We start from the raw sequence: 23,398 nt of genomic DNA on the forward strand, positions 1-23,398 counted from the left end.
TGTCAAATCTAATTACATGCTGCCAATTAGAAACTTTCGAATATCTAAAATTAGTATAGAATTATCTCCAACTTTTACAATCTCTTTTATAACTTTATTTATATTTACGTTGTTAGAAATAGTTGTCTCTAGTAAGTTTAAGTTATCTATAAGAACAACATCAACAATTTTATCTACAATAATTCCAACTTGATACTCATCAATTTTTATAATTATTATACATGTTCTCTCATTATAATCAACTTCAGGAAGATTGTATCTAATATGCATATCAATAACTGGTATAATTCTTCCTCTCAAATTAATAACTCCATTTATATAATTTGGAAGACGTGGTACATATGTTATTGGTTGAAACCTTATAGTCTCAATTACATTTTCTAATTCTATTCCATAAATAACATCATTAACATAAAATGTTAATACTTGTTTTATAATCTCATCTGTAGACATACTTTAAATCCCCTAATATATTTCCATAATGTTATCTGCATCTATAATCAGACTTATACTTCCATCACCAAGTATTGTGCATCCTGAAAAACCATTGTTTTTCATATTAAACCTGTTAAAATAAACTGGAAATGGCTTTACTACAACCTGTTGAGTTCCTATTATTTCATCCACAAAAATACATACTGCTTTATGCTCATTTTCTATGATTATCATATTCCCATTTACTAATTCAGTTATATCTGTATGAATATCATATATTTTATGTAATCTTATAATAGGAATACATGCTCCATATATTGTAATTAATTCTGTTTTACTGCCATCTTTAATTACTTGGCTTAAATCTGCAAGTTTAAATGTACTTCTTATTGATGATATTGGCAAAGTAAACATCGAATTTCCAACTTTGAACTCCATACCTTCTACTATAGAAAGTGTCAGTGGTATTTTTATAGTAAATGTTGTTCCTTCATCTTTTGTACTTTTTACACCAATTGAACCGCCGACTTTTTCAATACTTTTACGAACAATATCCATCCCTACTCCTCTACCAGAAAATTCAGTTATAGATTCCTTTGTAGAAAATCCTGGAGTCATAATTAAAGAATTAATTTCATCATCAGTATATTCATTAATTTGATGTTTAAGAAGACCTTGTTCTTTAGCTTTTTCCAAAATCTTATCTTTCATGAGGCCTCTCCCATCATCTGAAATACTTATGACAGCTTCTCCACCTAAATTTTCAGCAGATAAAATTATAGTTCCTATTTCTTTTTTACCTTTAGATATACGTTCAGCAGCAGGCTCTATTGCATGGTCCATAGCATTCCTTATAATATGCATAAATGGTTCTGCTAAATTATCCATTACATTTTTATCTACTTCTGTTTCATTTCCTATAGTTATTAGTTCAACATTTTTTTCTAATTTTTTATTCATATCTCGTACAATTCTATGCATTTTTTGAAATACGCCTGCAATTTTAACCATACGCATTGACATTACTATATCCTGCAATTCATCTGTAAGCTTATGTAATTGTCTTGTTGCTTTATTGAAATTATCTATATCAACACCTTTAGAATCTACACTATTTACAACCATTGATTCCATAATTACAATTTCTCCAACTATATTTTGAAGCAAATCTAGTTTTTCTAAATTTACAGTCATAATATTTTGTTTACTTATTGGCAGATGCTCATTTTCTTCAATTAAACCATCTTGCTCTAAATCAATTTCCTCATTTAAAACACTTTCTTGTAATTCACTTTTTTCTTTTACAAAATTATTTTCATCTTTGGAATTTATCTCCAAATTAGTTTTTAACTTTTTCGCCAACATATTATCCTGTTTTTCACTTGTATATATATCATCTTTATCAACATTTGAATACTCTTTTACATATAGATTATCTTTTATTGTTTTATAAATTATGTTCTTATCATCTTTATCGATAAATTGTATATAAAATCCATATTTTTTAATATATTCTGCTGTATCCGTATTTTTTTCTACATCCTCAGGATAAAATGCTAAAAATTCACAGTAATCTTGCAATTCAAATGTAAGCATAAAGGCTCTTACATTTTCCATCATACAATCTTGTTCAAAAACTATTTTAACTATGTCTGAGCCTTCTTTATATGAAAAATTTAAATTAGTTATTTCTTTTTCGTATGTGTCTTCTAAGTTCAACTTATCTTGTAAATTTGTAGAACTTGATAGTTCTAGAGTACTTACATAATCTTCAATATCTTTTATAAAGCTAGAGCAATCAGAAGTTATACAATCTCCTGATTGTAGTTTCCCAACATCAGATTTTATAAAATCTAATGCTTGAAAAACTAAATCAAACAATAAATCATTATCTATAATCTCTATTTTTCTTTCACGTATAATATAAAATAGGTCTTCTACACTGTGTGCTAAAGCAGACATATTGTCTAGACCCATCATAGAAGCTGAGCCTTTTATTGTATGCATAATTCTAAAAGTTTCATTAATATTACTGTTGCTAAATACTCTTTCTTTTTCTGTCTGAATCATAATTTCATCTAATTGCTCGAGTAATAGACTTGTCTCAAAGATAAACATATCTAACATTGGTCTCATACTTGGTTCAATATAATTCATATTTATCACCTACAGTCGACAAATAAATTTCTATTTTTCATTATATATAATATTCTATAATCTAAATCCACGATGATTTTCTTATCTCACTTTCTTTTAGATGAAATTTTTCTACTAATTCTTTTAAAATTTGCGCCTGAGCAGACATTTCTTCTGAAGCTGCAGCACTTTCCTCTGCTGTTGCAGAGTTCATTTGAACTACTATTGAAATTTGCTCTATTCCAGATAAAATCTGTGTAATTGCTATCTCTTGACTATGTACAGATGAAGAAATTCCATTAATATAATTAGTAGTTTTTTCTACATCATTTACAACTAAGTCTAATGCTTTTGCAGTTTCTTCTGCAATTTTGACACCATTTTCCACTGTTTTAATAGCTTCTTCTATAAGAATTGCTGTGTTTTGAGCTGCTTTAGCACTTTTTCCAGCCAAAGACCTAACTTCATCTGCAACAACTGCAAATCCTCTACCATATTGACCTGCTCTTGCTGCTTCAACAGCTGCGTTTAATGCAAGAATATTAGTTTGAAAAGCTATCTCATCTATAGTTTTGATTATCTTTGATATTTCATTTGATTTTTCACTTATTTCCCCCATTGATGTCATCATATCATCCATACATCTACTTCCAAAACCAACTTGTAGTGCTGATTGGTCAGATACTTCACATGCAAGACTAGCACTATCTGCACATTGCTTAATTCCATCAGATATTTCATTAATTGTAGAGGCTAATTCTTCTACTGAACTAGCTTGTTCAGTAGCACCCTGTGAAAGAGCTTGTGCGCCTGCTGATACTTGTTCTGATGCACTTGCAACTTGCTCAGCTGATAGATTTATTTCATAGAAATCATCATTAAAAGAATTTATTATACTTTCTAATGATGTTTTGATTGATTTAAAATCTCCTATAAATTCTTGTTCTATGTCTATTCTTAAATCCCCTTTTGCGATACTAGTCAATGTACTATCTATAAGGTCTATATAATTTAACAACATATCTTGCATCTTTTTAACAGAACTTACTAACATTCCTATTTCAGATTTACTTTCTTCAACATCTATGCTTGTTCTTAAATCACCAGATGCAATTCTTGAAAAGTGTTTTTCTACTTTATTAATAGGAATTACTATCTTTAGTTTTATTACTGTATATTCTATCATTGTTAATATGATTAATAGTGAGAGTATAAATATCGTTCTTAGTATCAAACTTTGTAATTCTTTTTTGACTTCCACAATTTCAGCATTTGAACGAGTAACTACATCCTCTTGAAATTCATCTATTAAAGAATCCATTTTTTCTTGAGATTCTACATATTCCCTACTAAAAATTATGCTTTGAGCTAAGCTCTTGTCATTACTTTCAACTGCATTTATAGCACTTTGTTCTTTTGGTACCAAAGAATCAGATATCTCTTTAGCTTCCAAAATTTTATTTGACTCAGTCTTTGTAAGACCAATTTTTTCAAGTTTATTTAAAGCGGATTCTCTTGTTTTTCCATATAGCTCTTTTTCATAGACATCCTTATTCTTTTTTTCACCTGTAAAAACGTATCTTCTTAACATGTCACAAACTTCTCCAGTTGTGTCTTTTATATACTGACTTTGATTTCTCAAATTGTTCATGTCATTGATACTTTTTTCCACTTTCTCAAATGCTCTATAAGATGAAATTGAAGAAAAAATTCCTGCCATAACGGCTAGTACTATAACAATTAGCAATACTATTGCCAATTTGGAAAGCTTTACTTCTCTTTTCATATCTATACTCCTTTATAAAGTAAGTTTATCAAGATATCAATCTATATCTTCTGTAGTCCATTCATTGTACTTACTACACTGCAATCTTTTCCTAGATTTTTACCCTCATACATTGCCTTATCTGCTAGGGATATATTTTCTTCTAATGATATAGTTGAGTTTACCTCTACTACTCCTAATGTAATAGTACATTTTATTTCATTTCCTTTATAGTTAAATTCAAATTCCTTTATTTCTTTGCGAATTCTCTCTGAAAGCATTTTTGCTCCTTCTATTGAAGTATTAGTGAGCATTATCAAAAATTCTTCTCCACCCCATCTTGATACAGTATCAATTTGTCTACAATTCTTTTTAATTATACTTGAGATTACTGTTAGCACAAAATCTCCTGCTTCATGACCATAAGTATCATTAATAACTTTAAAATCGTCAATATCTCCAAGAATAAGAGACACTGTTTCATGACTATATCTATTAATTTTTCTTTGTTCCATAAGCTGATTAATTATATGACGTCTATTATAAAGACCTGTAAGATAATCTCTTACAACTAATCTATTTAATTTTTCAAGAGAAGATTCCAGCTCATCATTTATTTTTCTTAATTTATCTTTAGATTTTTTAACTTCAATGTGAGCCATAACACGAGCTTTTAGTTCTGTCATACTAAAAGGTTTTACCATATAGTCTATCGCTCCTACTCCAAAACCCTTTACTATATCTGTGTCTGTATTTTTTGAAGTTATAAAAACTATAGGTATGTCTTCTGTACGAATATTAGATTTCATTTCTCTACATAATTCAAATCCAGAGTTGTCTGGTAAAATTATATCAAGCAGAATAATATCTGGTGTAAACTCTTTAATACACTCTTTTGCTTCTATTGCATTAAAGGCTTTTATGACTTTAAAATTATCTTTTGTAAGTGTTTTATCTATTAAATCGCACATTAGAACACTATCATCAACGACTAAAATTGTTCCTTGTTGCTTATTTTCCATATCCAAACCTCTCTTAAACATAATATATTCAAATTCTTATAATTTAAAATTCTTATACTTAATAATTATACCACTATAGTTCCAAATGTTCCCATTATAATATAATTACAATGCCACTATAATTATATATATGTGTTACATGATAGTGCAATTGTATTTACAAAGCAATTCATCTATTAAAAGTTCTTCTTCATCTGTCAAAAGCTTCTCCAAATCTAACAAGGCAATTATTTGATTGTCTATCTCTCCAATACCGCTTACAAAATAATCTGAATATTCAAGAGTAACCCTTGGTGGAGGTGATATTTGATTTTCTTCTAAACCTATTATCTCCTCAACTTTATCAACTACAAATCCAACTACTAAACTTTCCAGCTCAACTATTACTATATATACATAATCAGTAGTATTTAAATTATTTTTCCTCAGTCTTAAATGCATATCTATTATTGGGATAATTTTTCCCCTTAAATTTATTATTCCTTTTGAATGGGTTGGGAGTTCTGGAATAAATATGATTTCCTGATTCCCAACAATCTCTATGACTTTTTCAAGTTCAATCCCAAAGTTCTGTTCATCTACTTTAAATTTTAGGTACTTAATCCCCTCATCGACTAACTCATAACCTAAATATGGGTCATCTAGAAATCTCATTTAATACCTCCCCCTTAAACATATTCTACATAAAAATATAGCTATATTTTCTTTTTTCCTTTATTTATTGAGTCTACAATTAAATCCCCTGTCTCAGTATAAAAGCGTATTGTTCTTCCATAATTCATTCCTGTATCTTCTGCTATTATAGGAATGTTTAAGCTTAAAAGAGTTTTTTTTACTGCTTCAACATTCCTATAGCCTATGCTTGCAATTGATGAATTACTATTTCCTAAAAACATCTGGGCTCCTCCAGCTATTTTTGCTTTTATATATGTCCTATTTGCACCTATATGCTCCATAGACTTAATAAGTTCATTTATTCCTGTGTCAGCAAATTTACATTTATTTTCAATATGAATAGCATCTTTACTATATGGCAACATAACATGTAACATTCCACCAATTCCCGCTATTTTATCTATCAAGCATACTCCTACACAAGAGCCAAGTGCATAAGTAACCAAAACATTTGGTTTATACACTATTTTCATATCTGCAATATTTACTATTATCTCTCTACTCATACTGCTAATCCCAATCTTACTAATATTTCTTTAAGCGAGTCCATTTCTGGAATCATCAATATGTGGCTAATAAAATAATTATCGCTATTTTTAAATTTATTTTCTATAAATAAAATTTTGTCCCCAACATCAGAAAATCTTATCATAGGTACATTTAACACAGCTCCAACCATATCAATACACATATCTGGAACTGAAATACTTATGTTCATATTTAGCATAGATGCAATAGCATTTACATAAGAACTTGCCATAATATTTCCTATTTCTTTGATTGCAGAAATTTCAATACCTGTAATTTCGTCTAAGAAAGCTTCATCTTTATTAAAAAGAGAGTTAAGCATAAGTTGAGTGATTGATTCATCCAGCAAAAACATAAACATCCCATTAATATCGCCCTTCATATCAAGTAAAATGCATACAACCTTGTTTTCTGGACCTCCAAGTAAATTTGTAGCTTCACTATATTCAAGTATCTTGACCATAGGTATTAATACTTCTATCTTACTATTTATCATGGATGCAAGTGCAGTAATTGCATTCCCAGAGCCTATATTACCAATTTCTCTAAGAGCATCTATATGGACATCATCAAGTTGTGAATAATTTATAATATAAACCCCTCCCTCTATTGTTACATTTATGTATTTTTACTATATAAAGGTGTATTTACAGCCTTTATTTTAAGGCATTATTTACAACTTTAATCAATGTTTCTGTTTTAAATGGCTTTACTATAAAATCTAATGCTCCAAGCTTTACAGCTTCCACAATCATATTTTCTTGCCCTATTGCAGAACACATCACCACTTTAGCATTTGAATCCAACATTTTTATTTCCTTTAATACCTCTAGACCATCTTTTTTAGGCATTGTAATATCAAGTAGTGTCAAATCAGGCATTTCATCTTTAAACATATTATAAGCTTCTTCTCCATCACTTGCTTCTACTAAATTATCGTAACCACTTTTACTCAGAGCTTCTTTAATCATCATTCTCATAAAAATAGCATCATCTACTATTAAAATTTTATTTTCCATAAAACTAACTCCTCCATACTTGTAACAATAAATGCTATTATTTTTCAGTCATTGTCTATACTTACTGACTTACTTTCCCTACATAATAAATACATTTCATCTATAAATAAAAGTACATATTCATGCTATATTATATTCAACTTTATTAATACAGTTTATCAATTAAAAAACTTATATCTCTATTGTAATATATGTTTGGCATTTTGACGAGTTATTAAAAACATAATCATATAAAAACGTAAAAAGTTGTCAAAAAACCAATTATATAGAAATATAATAAATTAAAAATATTTGTATAATATACATGTATTATCGGCTGAATTATAATTAAATTTATAGCCTATTATAATTAATAAATTCTTACATATTGCTAAAGGTAGATTTAAATTATGAACAAAATATTGATTAAAGATGATGATAGAGAACTTTGTGAACTACTCAAAAATTATGTAATTAAAGAAAATATAATATTATCACTTTTAAAGATAAAATAAAAATTGGGAGTGTATAATACACTCCCTCATGATTATCAACTTATTTATCCCTATAATAAGTTTTATCTATTAAAATTTATCAATGAATTTATCTTATTCCAATGTAAATATGAACTTCTTGCTTATTCATATCATATGTATTATTTTGATATTCTTCAAAATCACTTATATAAGTTCTATCAAAATCCATTTTCCAAAACTCAAACCAGAATTCTCCTACTGACTTTTGTATATCTCCTGTTATAGTGAATTTTGCATATTTACCACCTGGTATAACTTTACTTATAACAAACTCTCCACAAATATCTTTTTCATTAAATTCACTTAGATTGTTATCCTTACCATCTTCACTATTTACTTCACAACATGCTACAAAGTTATATGGATTTGTAAAATCACCTTGATAGTCTGTATATAAACCTATTGTTTTATCATTTTTTTTACCTTTTATAGCATTATAGATACCTTTCCCCATAAAGTTTTTCCATAATTCACCTATGTCTTTTACTGCTTGCCCATTGTTATTTGTAGTTTCTTTTGATACACCTACTACTATTTTTTCACTTATATGTACTATTTCATAATCCATACTTTATACCTCACTTTAGCTTTATTGATTGCTTTTGATTATATGTTTATTTGATTTAATTATAATTTATAAAATACGACATCTATATGTCATATATTTTAATATAATTAAATTTAGTAATAGTAACTTATAAGGAATACATATTAAACATCTCTCTCAACCTATTTATTACATTATCTCTAATGAATTTAGGTTCAAGTACTTCAACACTATCTCCAAAAGATAAGATATATCCATAAATCCACTCTCCAATTGGGAATTCTGCAATTACATCATATGTATTATCTTCATTTTTAGTTATTAAATCATTGTTAAAATCATCAAAAACTCTATAGAGCATCTTTTCTTTAAATCTTAGCCTTAGAGTTACAATATGTTCTTTAATTATTTTAGAGTCATCTAAACATGCCTCTTCAATCATCTTTCTTGAAAATAAGTCTTCTTTTACTACTAAGTTTTTCATTCTACTGATTCTAAATATTCTAAAATCGTCCTTTAATTTGCAAAACCCATACAAATACCAAGTCTTACTTTTATACATTAGCTTCATAGGTTCAACAGTTCTATTTGTCTGACTTGAAAAACTATTTACATAATCAAAATTTATAGTGTTACGTCTTAAAATAGCATTTTTTATTTTTGTAAATTTATCATCCTCATTAAAATTACTTCCCCATTCAGTAAAATCTATTTCAATCCAGTTTGCAAAATTACTTTCTCCAAATATTGAACCAATTTTATCTACTACTGAATTTATTTCTGGATACTTTGTTGCTTGCAATGTTTGAAGTGCTATTATTAGACTCTCCTTATCTTCCTTTGACAATATAGTTTTGTCTATAGAATATTCTTCTATTAAAGATATTCCTCCTCCTTTGCCTTTAGTCATATATACTGGTACCCCTGACATAGACAGAGTTTCTATATCTCTATATATAGTTCTTGTAGAAACTTCAAACCTCTCAGCCAACGCTTTAGCAGTAACTAATTTTTTATTTAATAGTATTACTATTATTTCTGTTAATCTATTTATTTTCACCTATTATCACCCACTAAAATTATTATATATTATATTAAATTGCTTTTTTCTCGTATACTTTATAAGTTATTAATTTTACTATTATATTATATATTTTAAAGCTTTTTATATTTTATTCCTACAATATTTAAGCAAATTTTTAATAAATAAATTTATATGCTAATATTTTGAAGTTATGTAATATTTTAGATATTTTTTCGTTGACAATGTTAAATTTTTGATTTATCCTTAATTAAGGACATGTTATTGACATTTCTGAAACTTATTTGAAAAACAATTTTACTATATAATTCTATGTAATTTAGTTTTATTATATAATTCTATGTAACTTAGGAAAACGTATTATATTTAAGAAAGCGTATTTTCTATTTCAAATTCAAATAAGTACAATATTTATTTTTTAGGGAGGCAATCATGGAAATTAATAAAAAACACTTTATTCAAGTCTTTTTAACTTGCTTAATCTTAGTAGTAATATGTGAATTTATAGGACAAAGAACCTTAGCTATTGGTTCAGCTTCTATAATACTATTTCCAATGCTTTATGCAGTTATAATCGGACTTATAATAACACCTGACTTATTGGGAAAAAAAATTAAAGCACTTAAAAAAGTTATTGGAGAAAAAGAAATCAATATTGCTGGTGAAGTTGTTGGAATTGCACTAGTAATGCTTGGTATAAAATATGGGACTACTGTTGGTCCAAACATCGATAAGATAATTCAAGCTGGACCTGCATTTCTTGCTCAAGAATTTGGTCACATACTTGCACCAATAGTTGCATTACCTCTTGCATTAATGTTTGGTATGAAAAGAGAAGCTATTGGAGCTACTGCAAGTATAAGCCGTGAACCTTCTTTAGGAGTTATATCTGAAAAATATGGAATAAATTCTCCAGAAGGTAGTGGCGTACTTGGTACATATTTAATGGGTACAGTTCTTGGTACTATATATTTTAGTGTGTTAGGCTCAGTGTCAATTTATAGTGGCCTTCATCCATATGCTTTAGGAATGGCTTGTGGTGTTGGTAGTGGAAGTATGATGACCGCAGCTGCTGGTTCACTTTCTACCATGGTACCTCCAGAAATGGCAGATACAATACTTGCCTATGCAGCAACAAGTAATATGATGTCTAGTATAACAGGAATTATATTCTTGGTCTTTGTATCTTTACCATTTACTAACTTTATGTACAAAATTTTAGAACCTAAATTTTCAAGAAGTAAAAAGGCTGAAGAAACAAAAACTACAAAAGGAGAGTGCTAATAAATGTTTGCTAATTTAGATTTAAAGAAAAGTTCATATCAATTATTGGTTATGTCTATTATTGGAGTTATAATTCTTATAGGGCAAAGAATTAGTGTTGGTACATCTATAGTAACAGCTTTTCCTGGAATGGTAATGTTAATATTAGCTGCTATGGCTGCTATGATTATAAAGGATTTATTTCCTAAATCAATATTTCCTGCTTTTGGATTTGCAACTATAATAGGTCTTTTACTTAGTATGCCATATAGTCCAACATCTGAAGTATTCTTAACTAGCACTAATAATATTAATTTTATGGCTATAACTACTCCTCTACTAGCTTTTGCAGGAATTTCTGTTGGAAACAAAATAGAAGCTTTAAAGGAAATGTCATGGAAAATAGTTATAATATCACTTATTGTTTTTACAACTATATTCTTTGCATGTGCAAGTATAGCTCATATAGTTTTAAGTATTCAAGGTAAAATATAGGAGGAACTTATTATGAATAAAGAACAATTAAAATCTCTAGTAATAAAGACTATAGATGAAAATAAAGAAAAGATATTAGAAATAGGTCATGGAATCTACAAGAATCCAGAATATGGATATAAAGAGTATAAAACTACAGAAGCTGTTTCAAACTTTTTTGAACAAGAACTAAACTTATCTGTCGAAAAAAATATAGCTGTTACAGGATGTAAGGCAGATACAAATTCTGGTAAAGAAGGTCCTCATATATCTATACTTGGAGAATTAGATGGTATATCATGCAAAGAACATAAAGATTCTAATGAAATAGGTGCATCTCATACTTGTGGACATAATATACAAATAGCTGGAATGTTAGGTGCTGCTGTTGGTTTAGTAAAAAGTGGAGTTTTAGAACATTTAGATGGTAAAATATCTTTTATGGCTACTCCTGCTGAAGAATTTATTGAATTAGAATACAGAGAACAATTGAAAAAAGAAGGAAAAATAACTTACTTTGGTGGAAAACAAGAACTAATAAAAAGAGGTTATTTTGATGATATAGATATATCTATGATGTTTCACTCTTCAGATTTAGGAGAGGATAAGGCTTTAGTTGGCCCTGAAAGTAATGGCTTTGTCGGCAAAAAGGTTAAATTTATAGGAAAAGAATCTCATGCTGGTTCTGCTCCACATGATGGAATAAATGCTTTAAATGCAGCAATGCTTGCTATAAATAATGTAAATGCACTTAGAGAGACTTTTAAAGAATCTGAAAGAGTTAGATTTCATCCTATCATCACAAAAGGTGGAGATATAGTAAATGTTGTTCCTGCTGATGTTCATATGGAATCATATGTAAGAGCCAGAACTATAAATGGCATGATAGATGCTAATAAAAGAATAAATAAAGCATTAATGGCTGGTGGAATGGCGGTTGGAGCTGATGTTGAGATAACTGAAATTCCTGGGTATCTACCAATATTAAGATACAAAAACCTTGATAACCTATTTAAAAATAACCTTGAAGATTTAGGTTTAAAAGGAAAGATTATCGATGGTGGAGATTTCACTGGTTCATTTGATTTTGGAGATGTATCTCATATAATGCCTACCCTTCACCCTATGATTGGTGGTGTAAAAGGTGCTCTTCATACGAGAGATTTTGAAATAGTTGATGAAGACTTAGCTTACATAGTTCCTGCTAAGGCTATGGCACTTACAGTTGTAGACCTTCTTTTTGATAATGCTAAGGAGACTAAAGATATACTGGATGCCTTTACTCCAGTTATGACTAAAGAAGAATACTTAACATTCTTAGAAAAACACGACAAAACTTTATAGGTCTGTTAAAGATTGATTTATATAATATAAAAGGTGGTATATGTCATAGAGGCTCTACCATCTTTTCTTGTATTTCATTTTTTTATAGCATATAATTATTGTCTTGTTTTTTTGCAAATAGGTACTAATTGCAAAATTTATAAAGTTATGTTGAAGTATAATTGTAAGTGTGGTATGTTTTTTTAATAAAATAGAAACTTGTTTCCCCCACTAAAACAGGAATTTGAAAAGAGATGTTTTCTTATATCTGATGATAATCGTAAAGAAATTGAAGCAGAGCTATGTGGAAAAATCATAGATACACCAGGACATACCTCTGATTCAATTTCACTTCTACTCGATATAGATAGAAATCCTGATAAAATATTAAATCAGTTTATTCGATAACACCCTTTTCCTGCTTCCTTTGCTACATAAAGAGCTTCATCTGCCTTACTATATAAATCTTCAAAATTAGTAATATTTTTATCACAGATTGAACATCCTAAACTAATATGAAATACATAATTATTCTGTGATAAATCTTCCATATTATTTAACGCATCAAATAATTTCTCAAAGTGCATTCTACACTTCTCCTCATTATTTAAATCCTTAGCGTAGATGGCAAATTCATCACCACCTAATCTTAAAACTACACTATCATAAAAAATATTCTTTATATTATCAGCTACAGCTTGTAAATAACGGTCACCTACAATATGACCATAAGAATCATTGATATATTTAAAATCATCTATATCGATAAGAATAAAGGCTCCATACTTTTTTTCGTCCATAAGCTGTTCAATCATTTCAACACCAGCACCTCGATTATATATACCTGTCAATAAATCAATTTCTGATTTAGTTCTATATTTAATGTAGTTTTCTACACTTTCGATACGGTCATTTAGAATAAAAAAGTTGACACCTACAGATAAAAAATAAAAAATAACTAAATCAACTAAATCCGCCATAAACATATTTATATCCTTTGCTATAAAGCAACAAATACCATAGATTATAGCAGTTCCTGTTATGTAGAGAATAATTCTCCACGGTTTATCCAATATGAATAAAGGAAGTACACATATAAAGACCATAATCGTGATTGATGGTTCTGTTTTATCTAGAAAAGTTCCCATCAAAATACCCATTATCATAGCTGGAGTTAATGCCAAATAAAAGATAAGTGTTATATACTGAGAATGTTTTTTTAAGTAAAATTTAGAAATAATATAAAGAATAAAAAAGTATCCAAGTATAATAAAAAACTCTATATTAAAAGTAACAACTTCTGATAAAATCAATCCAAATACAAACACCATAGCTGAAATAGTGAGTCCTAATAATGATAAACCACAGAAACTTCGATAATTTCTCAATCTAATTTCAGATTTATACAAATTCATCTTCTTTGCTTTAAAATTCTTTAATATTGTTTCTAACATCATACCCCCCTTGTACATTACACACTCTCATTCACGAATTATTTAATGCTTCTACAGTTCAACTACTGTTGATACACTTATAAATAAACTCTCACATTATTTATTAATTTAAAAAGTGATTTAACTATCATATAGTACTATTACTCATATTTTTTTATTTCGATATTAAAAACAATCCAATAATTTCCAATTATATAAATTGATTATATTTCCAATATATTTTTTATAAAAATATAATAATATTACTATCTAGTTTACAAAAACATATAAATAGCTTAATATTTTTAATTTTATTTTAATATCTCTTTACTTATTATCGAATATATTATAGCATTCTCATATACAAAAGTCATTAAAAAAGAGCTCCTACATAGGTTATATTCATCATAATATAAACTTGTGTATTTTACTATTTCTCTACCATTCTTTAATCTTTTATATTTTTCATATATTCTTATGACAATTTATCCTCTTACATATTATTTTTTAATTCTAACCCAAATACTCCACTTTAGCTGTTATAAAGTTTTGTATTTTATTAATTTATTCTTTTACTAACTTAATATTCCACTAGATTTTTATAAAACTTTGTTTTAAAATTAATTTTAAAGCGTATATATAATGTAGATAACTTAGACATAATTCGGTATCAATCTACTTAAAGCATATTTAATTAACACCACTCATCCAGAAAATTCAGAAAATTACATTGACATAGGAAAAAGTTTATTTTATACTTTTTTTAGGACACATTGTGGACACGTCTTAAATTGACAGTCATAATTTACATCATAAATTTGACCACAATACTCATTTTCAATATTATATTTTAAAAACATAGGGAGGATATTATGAATGATAACGTAGTTAAAAAGAAGAACTTTTTTGACAGAACATTGAACAGAATAGAAATTGTTGGTAACAAACTACCAGACCCAGTTACAATATTTTTAGGATTATGTGTACTTTTACTTATACTATCTAGCATAATCGGTTCTATGGGTATATCAGTAGTTCATCCTGGTACTGGTGAGACTATAACTGCTGTAAATTTATTAACTGTAGAACAACTTCAGATTTTATTAGGAAATATTGTTAGTAATTTTCAAGGCTTTGCACCTTTAGGTCTAGTTTTAGTTACTATGATAGGTGCTGGTGTTTGTGATAAAACTGGACTTATGACAGCAACAATAAAGGCATCAGTAAGCAAAATTCCTGAAACAAAAGTAACTCTTGTCGTAATGACTATAGGTATGCTTGCAAATATTGCATCAGATGCTGGTACAATACTATTCCCACCATTGGCTGCACTTGTATATCTTGGTGTTGGAAGACATCCACTTATAGGTTTATTTTCTGGATATGCCGCAGTCTGTCTAGGATTTGCAGCAAACATCATGATAAGTGTTAACGATATACTTGCTGCAAGCTTTACAGTACCAGCAGCTCAGATGATTGATTCTGGATTTGAAGCTAATGCAACAATGAACTTATTTTTTATGATAGCATCAACTTTTGTATTAATATTATTGGCAACTTGGGTAACAGAAAAAATTGTAGCTCCTAGATTTGGTAAATACGAGGGAAATGCAGAGTTAGATGTTGATGGTAGTCTTAGCGATGTAGAAAAAAAAGGACTTAAAAAAGCTGGTATAAGTATATTAATATATGCAGCAATTATAATAGCACTTAGTGTAATTGGTCAAAAACCATTCTTAGCAGACCCAGAAACAGGAGATTTATTATCAAATAATGCTCCTCTTATGAAAGGTATGGTACCTATAATAGCTTTAGCCTTTTTTATACCTGGTGTTGTATATGGAAAAACTATAGGTAAAATAAAAAAGGATAAAGATGTTGTCTCTATAATGGCTGGTGCAATGAGTGATATGGGCGGATATATAATACTAGCATTTGCTGCTTCACAGTTTTTGCAATTATTTACAAACAGTAATTTAGGTTTAATACTAGCTGTAAAAGGTGGAGAGTTTTTGAAATCAGCAGGAATAAATGGTCCTTTATTATTGATAGGATTTATTATATTATCGTGCTTTATAAATTTATTTATAGGAAGTGCATCTGCAAAGTGGGCTATACTTGCACCAATATTCGTACCAATGTTTATGATGGTTGGATACAATCCAGCACTTACACAAATGGCTTATCGTATAGGTGACTGTATAACAAATCCACTTAGCCCATTATTCCCATACTTCCCTATTATACTAGCATTTACAAGAAAGTATGATAAGGATGCGGGTATGGGGACTGTAATAGCTAATATGTTACCATACTCTATATCATTCTTGATAGTATGGACTATACTATTGATACTATTTATGGTGTTTAATATTCCATTAGGACCTGGAATATTCCCTTCTTATAGTATGTAATTTATTTAATTTTTTTCTAAAAGGAGAAATGATTTATGTTAAGTAAAAATAGACTTATAAATAATTTTATGGATATGGTTAGAATTGACAGTCCATCTAATCAAGAATTGGAAATGTCCAAGTGGATAGTAAACTATCTAAAAGAAAGAAATATAGACGCTATTATAGATGATGCTGGTGAAAAATATGGTGGTAATACGGGAAATGTCATCGCATATATAAAAGGCGAAGAAGGAAGTAGACCTCTTTGTTTATGTGCTCATATGGACCAAGTTCAACCTTGTTTAGGTGTAAATCCAATACTAGATGGTAACATAGTTAGAAGTGATGGGACTACCACACTTGGTGCAGATGACAAAGCTGGTATAGCCGCTATCCTTGAAGCTCTAGAACATGTTATTACAGAAAAAATACCACATAGAGATATATATCTATGTTTTACAATTTGTGAAGAAGCTGGTATGCATGGTGTTAAAAACTTTAACCCTGATAACTTACCTTGCAAGGATATGGTGATTTTAGATTCTGGTGGGGCTATTGGTTCTATAGCATATAAGGCTCCTGCACAGGAATCTATAAAAATCTCTTTTTATGGTAAAAAAGCACATGCTGGTATAGAACCTGAAAAAGGTATAAATGCTATATTGGTTGCCTCTCATGCAATAAGCAATATGCATATAGGTAGAATAGATTCTCTGACAACTTCAAACATAGGTAAAATAGAAGGTGGTGGAGCTACAAATATAGTAACTGATAAGGTTACATTGACTGCTGAAATCAGGTCTCATATCCCTGAAACTTTAGAATATGAACTTAATCATATGGAAAAATGTTGTTTAGATGCTGCATCTAAATTTAATACTACTTACACTTTTGAACATAATATGTCTTATCCAAGTTTTGAACTTAGTAGAGACAGTCATGTTTTTAAATTAAGTGAGGAAGCAATAAGACAAGTTGGTGTTGTTCCAAATCCAATGGTAATTGGTGGTGGTAGTGATGCAAATATACTAGCTAATCTTGGATATAACTGTGCTATATTAAGTTTAGGGATGTATGATGTACACACAGTTAATGAATATGTAAATATAGATGAATTATATGATACTGCTAAAATAGTTTATCATATGATTAAATTATAATTATTATATATTCTTCTAAATTAGCATATCATATGTCTAGATTATAGATATTAGATTTTACTTTTAAATCAGTCTATCATATGATTAAGTTAAATAATAAATTATAAAAAATTAATGATAAATTAGAGTGCTATCACTCATATAAATACTTTTATACAATATTACTCTTTAAATCTCATAATTAAAAACCTATGTATTTTCAACTCTATAAGTACTATCTTAAAAAGTTGATTTACATAGGTTTTAGTGTTTTATATGACACTTAATACAATCTTATATAATATTTTAAAACAATATCTCAGTAATATTCTTTGGTCTTCCTCCACCAATACTAGTTTCTTTAGCACATATTCTACCTAGATTTGCACTTACTATTTTATTCAGTATACGCCTTGCACTTCTTTCACTTACATTTAGATATTCTGCCAATTCTTTTGAATCGTAAATCTTACTTTTTCTATTTTCACTTATAGCTATGATTTTTGCTACTGATTCGCAACTCATCCCAGTTTTTTTAGATATTTCTATTATTTTTTCATCAGCCAATACTAGGGAGTAATTTAATTCATTTTCTGAGGCTAAAGGACCTCTTATATTTTCATCTTCATCTACTAAATATATACCAATCTCTTTTGAATCTATTGAATGTCTTAATGCTTTATGTGCATTATTTTCAGCTTGATATGCAGTTACTCCAGTACCAATCCCTATACTAAGAGAAAATCCCATGTCTTTTATATCTCTTTTTAGCTTAAATAATTTATCATAATTGTACTCATTATCAGCTACACCTTTATGAACAAATACTACATAATCATTTCTTCCAAACGAAAATAAAGAACCTTGAATACTTCTTGCATAGTTTACTACAAGCTTATCCATATCTGATTTTTTTATCATATCAGAATAATAGTTTTCTATCTTCTCTTTATAATCTATTAAACTCAATATTTCTACTGCAATTTGAGAAAATCTAGCCTCGCTTAGAGCATATTCACTCTTCACTTTTTCATAACTTTCTTTGATTAATTGTATAGTTGCTTGTAGGCGAAATACAGGATAACCTCTTTGCTTTAACTCATTGTACACTGCTCCAAAACCGGTTATCATTATCTCAGTCTTATTTTCTTCAAACAATTGTATATGCCACTTTGCAAGTTCAGATTCTCCTACTTCTACAGAAAATGGCCTACAAAATATACTTGTAGCTTCAATATCAAACTCTTTAAGTGCATCTTCTACAACATATCTATCAACTACATCTATACTAAATTTATCTAGCTTTATATTTGCACTCTTTATTGCCCAAAATGCTTTCATTATACTTGTCCCACTTCTTGGAACGAATGAATGTGGTTTACTTATTTCATATCTAGATTTTATAAACTCATAGACTCCACACCCTGTAAATATAATGGCATCACATTCATCTTCACATTTCGAAATAACTTCTACTGTATCTACTACTTTTTCTCTTACATATATTTTAGTTTCTAAATTGCTGTCTATCTGTTTTAAGTCTTCCTTTATCTTAAAGCCAGAGTCTGAAGGACCTATAATACCCACTATCATAAACTTCGCTCCTAATCCATCAATATTGTACTTGCTAAAAAAATTATAATGTCATTACTTTTTATTTTTTATTTAATTTATTATCTCACATTCTATATTTACGGTAAAGAACCTCTATACAAGCGTTTAGGGTAAAAATGTCTGAAAAATAAATTTTAAATACTATAAAGCCTATATATATTCAATCTTGAATTATTAATTGATTGAATATATACAGACTATCTTACATTTAATTTAGACAACCTATCACAGAATATATTATATTTAAATGAAGCATATTATTTTAAGTAGTTATTAGTTTACTATCTTGATGATTATAAAGTAAACTTTCAAAATCCCTACTTGGAATAGGCTTACAATAGTAATATCCTTGAATTACCACGCAATTTAAACTGGCCAAAAACTCTGCTTGCTCTTTTGTTTCTACACCTTCTGCAACTACATCCATTTTTAAGTCCTTAGCCATTGCTATAGTATGCTTTAAAACAATTTTTTCTCTTTCTGTAATTTCTTTTTCATTAAAAAATCCACAATCTATCTTTAATGTGTCAATATTTATATTTTTTAACATATTTAATGAAGAATATGCTGAACCAAAATCATCCATATTTAAAATAATACCATCTGTTCTAAGCTCTGCTATTATCTTGGCAAATAACTTTATATTTTTAATAAATAAGCTTTCTGTAAGTTCTAATTCAAAAAATGATTTTGGTATATTATATCTATTTATTAGACCTAAAACAATATATCTAAATTGAGGATTATACAAGTGTAATCTTGATACATTTACGGAAATAGGTACTGGATTCTGACCTAAGTTTATCCATTTTCTTATCAAAGAACATACTTGCTCCCATATATACATATCTAGTTTAATGATAAATCCATTCTTCTCAAATAGTGATATAAATTTATTTGGAGGTATTATACCTTTTTCTGGATGTATCCATCTAACTAAAGCCTCTGCTCCTATAATTTTATTTATTTCAAGATTATATTTAGGTTGTAAGTATACATGAAACTGTCCATTTTCCAATGCATATTCCATTTCTCTTTCCATCTGTTTTTCTTCAATTGCATCATTTCTCATAGCTTCATCATAAAACATATGATGATTTATGCTCTGCTTCTTTACATTTTTATGTGCATATCCTGCCATTTCACAGGCATTTGTAACTGATATATTATTATCCAGAATCCTATAAATTCCAAAGCATGGTATTAACATATACTCAAATTGCTTTGTACTTAAATTTTTTGTAATTTTATAAATTAATTTATCTACATCTTTATCCTGATAGCACTCATAAAAAATGCAAAACACATCTGCATACATACGACAACAGATTCCCTTAGAAGTAATATTTTTTTTAATCAGTTCTGCAATATATATTAATGCTCTATCTCCCTCTTGAATACCATAAATATCATTAATTACCTTGAACTTATCTATATCCATCATTATAGCAACATAATGTTTATCAGGATGTTTTTTAAGTAATAAGTTTGCTTGTTGACAAAAGTCTTCGTAATTATATAGCCCTGTCAATATATCTCTTTGTCTTTTACGTATTTGCATAATATGGTCTATATTTTTAATAGAAAGCAAAATATGTGTCTGATTTTCACCAAATTTATTTTTACTGATAACATTTAGGATACACATGGATGTCCAATAGTACCTTTTATCCTCTCCTAAACATCTACATTCAAAACTCAACTTTAAGTCCTCTTGCTTGTTATTTTTTGAATCATCAAGAAACTTTGAATAAAGATTAGAGTAAAATATAGCTCTATCATCAGGATGAACTATATAATTTCTAATGTATAAAAATGTTTTTTGTATATTCTCTTTTACAGAAATTTTAAAAATATTGTTTTCTGATTGATGGATTGGAGTAATTAAATTTTTCTCTAAGCAAATATCTAAGATAATATCATATGTATTATAAACTAGTTTTTCATAAGTTTTAGAATATCCATCACTTGTTATACTGTCAAAAGGTTCTTCCGTCTCTAAACTTTCATATGTAGATAAAATTCTTTTTTCTGAACCAGTTAAATTGTTTATCCCCTCTACTTTATTGCTCTTTAGTTTATTTTTTTCATAATATCTTTGCTTATCTTGATACATTCTCTCATCAGCAATTTTAGCCAAGCTATGTATATTTATACTATCTTCACTCCAAATACTTCCTATTGCTACACTATATACCTTAGTATCTTTAAACTCTTCACTTAACCAAGTAACCTTTTCTTCAAATAGTTGTTTTGAAATTTCCTCACATAATACAACAAACTCATCTCCACCAATACGATAAATATTATAGGAATGAAAGTATTTTTTTATAATTACACAGGTTGACACAATAGCAGAGTCGCCACTAGCATGTCCGAAGTTATCATTAATATCTTTTAATCCATTTATATCTATAAACACAACACCTATAGATTTAGCTTTATTGCTGTAAAAATTATCTATGTATTTAATATATTTATTTCTATTGTAAACCCCAGTCAAAAAGTCATAATAACTCATATGATTCAATTTATTTTCTACCTCTCTCTTTTTCATTTCAGTCAATAAAAAATAAGATAGAGAAGTCAAAAGAGATGTATCTTTAACAGCTCTCTTTGGATTATCAACTCCAATAAATCCAATAATTTTGTCATCTTGCTTTAATGAAGATGCTATTAAACTTTCAATATTTTGAGGTTTTAAAATTTCATACTCAATTGGTTGTGTTTCTTTTATATTTTCTATATTATCTAATATTATAAAACCTTTTTCATAAAATAATGAAAACCAATTTTTTAATGCTTCAATATCAATATCTTCAAGGAATTGTTTTTGTCCCTCAACGCCTTGATTGCACCATTCATATGTATTATTTATCTTTTTACCATCTGTGGACACTTCAAAAATATATGCTCTATCAGCCTTATGAAATTTCCCAATACTGCTTAATACAAGATTTATAGCATTTGAAAAATTAGTTTCTGTTATAAGATGTTTAATACACCCAACTAGTAATTCTTTTATTTCCAATTTTTCCTCTATCGACTTACTTATATTTTCCTTATCAGTAATATCAAGAGCTATTTCCAGTCGTGCAGCTTTACCTTCCCACTTAATTAATTTATCTTTTAATATAAAATGTCTATCTATTTCAGTGTTTGTATTTTCCCATATGTAATATTCATCATCTTTCAAAAAAGAGTTAGTACAAAATTCACAAGGAGAATCTCTCCCTTGTAATGCTTCATAACATTTTCTATGAGAAATATCATCAAGTCCTAGCACCCTTTTCCCATTTTTATTAATATATAAAAGTTCATATGTATCCAAGGAGGAAACATATATAATTTCATCTAATTCATCTACTAAATTTCTCACACTCATTTATGTATAACTCCTTTTATCCAATTTTTTAAATTCTTGAAACTATGTCAAGTTTTGCTATACCTTTGATGATGCTATTGTACTTTTTTATAAAAAAAAAGAATACAATAGCATCATCTTTTTTGACAAATAGAGCTCATCATTATATCACTCACCTAAGCTCTCTAAAACTTAAATTATCATAAATATCTTTTGCTGTACATACTATTTTTTTAATCTTCATATAATTCTTATTATTTGTCCCTTAACTTAGTCCTAAGCAAGTTTTATATTATAAGAATCATATTTTATGCTCATATCTTCATCCAATATATAATTGAACTACTCCACCTTAACTACCTTCGATAACGTTTGAAGGTGGAGATTCCTATTCGATAGTACTTTTGTACTAAGCATTCATAGGCTCTAAGGACTGTTCCATCCCCACTAATCTTAATCCTTCTTTTAGTATATTTACACTAGCATTTATATCTCTGTCATGCTGTGTATTGCACTTTTGACAAACCCACTTTCTAAGGGATAAGTTCTTTACATCTTTATTTCTATGAGCACATACACTACATAACTGACTTGATGGATATGTATTTCCTATTACAGAAATTAATCTCCCATACCAAGTAGCTTTATACTCAAGTAACCTTCTAAATTCATACCAACTAACTTCACTTATTGCACCTGCTAATTTAT

General features: G+C 28.4%; 20 protein-coding genes. 6 read left to right on the top strand and 14 right to left on the bottom strand.

The window, feature by feature from the left end:
• Positions 1–12: 12 nt before the first annotated feature.
• The 10 genes from KGF45_RS13950 to KGF45_RS13995 all read right to left on the bottom strand — a co-directional run bounded on the left by KGF45_RS13950 (position 13) and on the right by KGF45_RS13995 (position 9,702).
• The gene (locus KGF45_RS13950; protein ID WP_227829991.1) at positions 13–453 is read right to left on the bottom strand and encodes a chemotaxis protein CheW; all 441 of its coding nucleotides are present in this window, start codon (positions 451–453) and stop codon (positions 13–15) included.
• Between the two features lie 12 nt (positions 454–465).
• A complete protein-coding gene (locus KGF45_RS13955) occupies positions 466–2,592 on the bottom strand; it encodes a chemotaxis protein CheA (protein ID WP_227829992.1) in 2,127 nt (708 codons plus the stop codon).
• Positions 2,593–2,653: 61 nt separating this feature from the next.
• Positions 2,654–4,357, bottom strand: a complete 1,704-nt coding sequence (locus KGF45_RS13960; protein WP_227829993.1) for a methyl-accepting chemotaxis protein — start codon at positions 4,355–4,357, stop codon at positions 2,654–2,656.
• A gap of 41 nt (positions 4,358–4,398) precedes the next feature.
• Positions 4,399–5,358, bottom strand: a complete 960-nt coding sequence (locus KGF45_RS13965) for a diguanylate cyclase (protein WP_227829994.1) — start codon at positions 5,356–5,358, stop codon at positions 4,399–4,401.
• A 135-nt stretch (positions 5,359–5,493) separates the two neighbouring features.
• A complete protein-coding gene (locus KGF45_RS13970) occupies positions 5,494–6,012 on the bottom strand; it encodes a chemotaxis protein CheW (RefSeq protein WP_227842760.1) in 519 nt (172 codons plus the stop codon).
• A 41-nt stretch (positions 6,013–6,053) separates the two neighbouring features.
• On the bottom strand, positions 6,054–6,539 hold the full coding sequence (locus tag KGF45_RS13975) for a chemotaxis protein CheD (protein ID WP_227842761.1): 486 nt from the start codon (positions 6,537–6,539) through the stop codon (positions 6,054–6,056).
• A complete protein-coding gene (locus KGF45_RS20500; protein WP_227830010.1) occupies positions 6,536–7,093 on the bottom strand; it encodes a chemotaxis protein CheC in 558 nt (185 codons plus the stop codon). Before KGF45_RS20500 ends, KGF45_RS13975 begins: the two co-directional genes overlap by 4 nt.
• Before the next feature lie 124 nt (positions 7,094–7,217).
• Positions 7,218–7,580 carry a response regulator gene (locus tag KGF45_RS13985; protein ID WP_227829997.1) on the bottom strand — a complete coding sequence of 121 codons (363 nt, stop codon included), beginning with the start codon at positions 7,578–7,580 and terminating at the stop codon, positions 7,218–7,220.
• Between the two features lie 582 nt (positions 7,581–8,162).
• Positions 8,163–8,663 carry a GyrI-like domain-containing protein gene (locus tag KGF45_RS13990; RefSeq protein WP_227842762.1) on the bottom strand — a complete coding sequence of 167 codons (501 nt, stop codon included), beginning with the start codon at positions 8,661–8,663 and terminating at the stop codon, positions 8,163–8,165.
• 127 nt (positions 8,664–8,790) lie between these two features.
• A complete protein-coding gene (locus KGF45_RS13995) occupies positions 8,791–9,702 on the bottom strand; it encodes a helix-turn-helix transcriptional regulator (protein ID WP_227839688.1) in 912 nt (303 codons plus the stop codon).
• Between the two features lie 414 nt (positions 9,703–10,116).
• Here KGF45_RS13995 and KGF45_RS14000 point away from each other — a divergent pair, with 414 nt between their 5' ends.
• The 4 genes from KGF45_RS14000 (at position 10,117) to KGF45_RS14015 (ending at position 13,152) form a co-directional block, all read left to right on the top strand.
• The gene (locus KGF45_RS14000) at positions 10,117–10,968 is read left to right on the top strand and encodes a DUF3100 domain-containing protein (RefSeq protein ID WP_227830000.1); all 852 of its coding nucleotides are present in this window, start codon (positions 10,117–10,119) and stop codon (positions 10,966–10,968) included.
• Between the two features lie 3 nt (positions 10,969–10,971).
• Positions 10,972–11,442: a hypothetical protein gene (locus KGF45_RS14005; RefSeq protein ID WP_227842763.1), complete on the top strand. Its 471-nt coding sequence runs from the start codon at positions 10,972–10,974 to the stop codon at positions 11,440–11,442.
• Positions 11,443–11,454: 12 nt separating this feature from the next.
• On the top strand, positions 11,455–12,765 hold the full coding sequence (locus tag KGF45_RS14010; protein ID WP_227830002.1) for a M20 family metallopeptidase: 1,311 nt from the start codon (positions 11,455–11,457) through the stop codon (positions 12,763–12,765).
• Between the two features lie 198 nt (positions 12,766–12,963).
• The gene (locus tag KGF45_RS14015; RefSeq protein ID WP_227830003.1) at positions 12,964–13,152 is read left to right on the top strand and encodes a hypothetical protein; all 189 of its coding nucleotides are present in this window, start codon (positions 12,964–12,966) and stop codon (positions 13,150–13,152) included.
• Here the strand turns inward: KGF45_RS14015 and KGF45_RS14020 are convergent.
• A complete protein-coding gene (locus KGF45_RS14020; RefSeq protein WP_227842764.1) occupies positions 13,137–14,198 on the bottom strand; it encodes a GGDEF domain-containing protein in 1,062 nt (353 codons plus the stop codon). The genes KGF45_RS14015 and KGF45_RS14020 overlap by 16 nt on opposite strands.
• An 851-nt stretch (positions 14,199–15,049) precedes the next feature.
• Here KGF45_RS14020 and KGF45_RS14025 point away from each other — a divergent pair.
• Positions 15,050–16,591: an AbgT family transporter gene (locus KGF45_RS14025; RefSeq protein ID WP_227839684.1), complete on the top strand. Its 1,542-nt coding sequence runs from the start codon at positions 15,050–15,052 to the stop codon at positions 16,589–16,591.
• Between the two features lie 35 nt (positions 16,592–16,626).
• The gene (locus KGF45_RS14030; RefSeq protein ID WP_227842765.1) at positions 16,627–17,733 is read left to right on the top strand and encodes a M20/M25/M40 family metallo-hydrolase; all 1,107 of its coding nucleotides are present in this window, start codon (positions 16,627–16,629) and stop codon (positions 17,731–17,733) included.
• Positions 17,734–18,018: 285 nt separating this feature from the next.
• Here the strand turns inward: KGF45_RS14030 and KGF45_RS14035 are convergent, their stop codons facing one another.
• From KGF45_RS14035 to KGF45_RS14045, 3 genes are all read right to left on the bottom strand, one after another.
• Positions 18,019–19,305, bottom strand: coding sequence for a transcriptional regulator (locus KGF45_RS14035; RefSeq protein ID WP_227830007.1), 1,287 nt, complete (start codon positions 19,303–19,305; stop codon positions 18,019–18,021).
• A 283-nt stretch (positions 19,306–19,588) separates the two neighbouring features.
• Complete coding sequence (locus tag KGF45_RS14040) at positions 19,589–22,711, bottom strand: bifunctional diguanylate cyclase/phosphodiesterase (protein ID WP_227842766.1); 3,123 nt, start codon at positions 22,709–22,711, stop codon at positions 19,589–19,591.
• Between the two features lie 388 nt (positions 22,712–23,099).
• Positions 23,100–23,398: transposase (locus KGF45_RS14045; protein ID WP_227842767.1), on the bottom strand; the 299-nt coding region annotated here is incomplete at its 5' end.

Origin of the sequence: Clostridioides sp. ZZV14-6154 (assembly GCF_020657785.1) — a bacterium.
GTDB lineage: Bacteria > Bacillota > Clostridia > Peptostreptococcales > Peptostreptococcaceae > Clostridioides.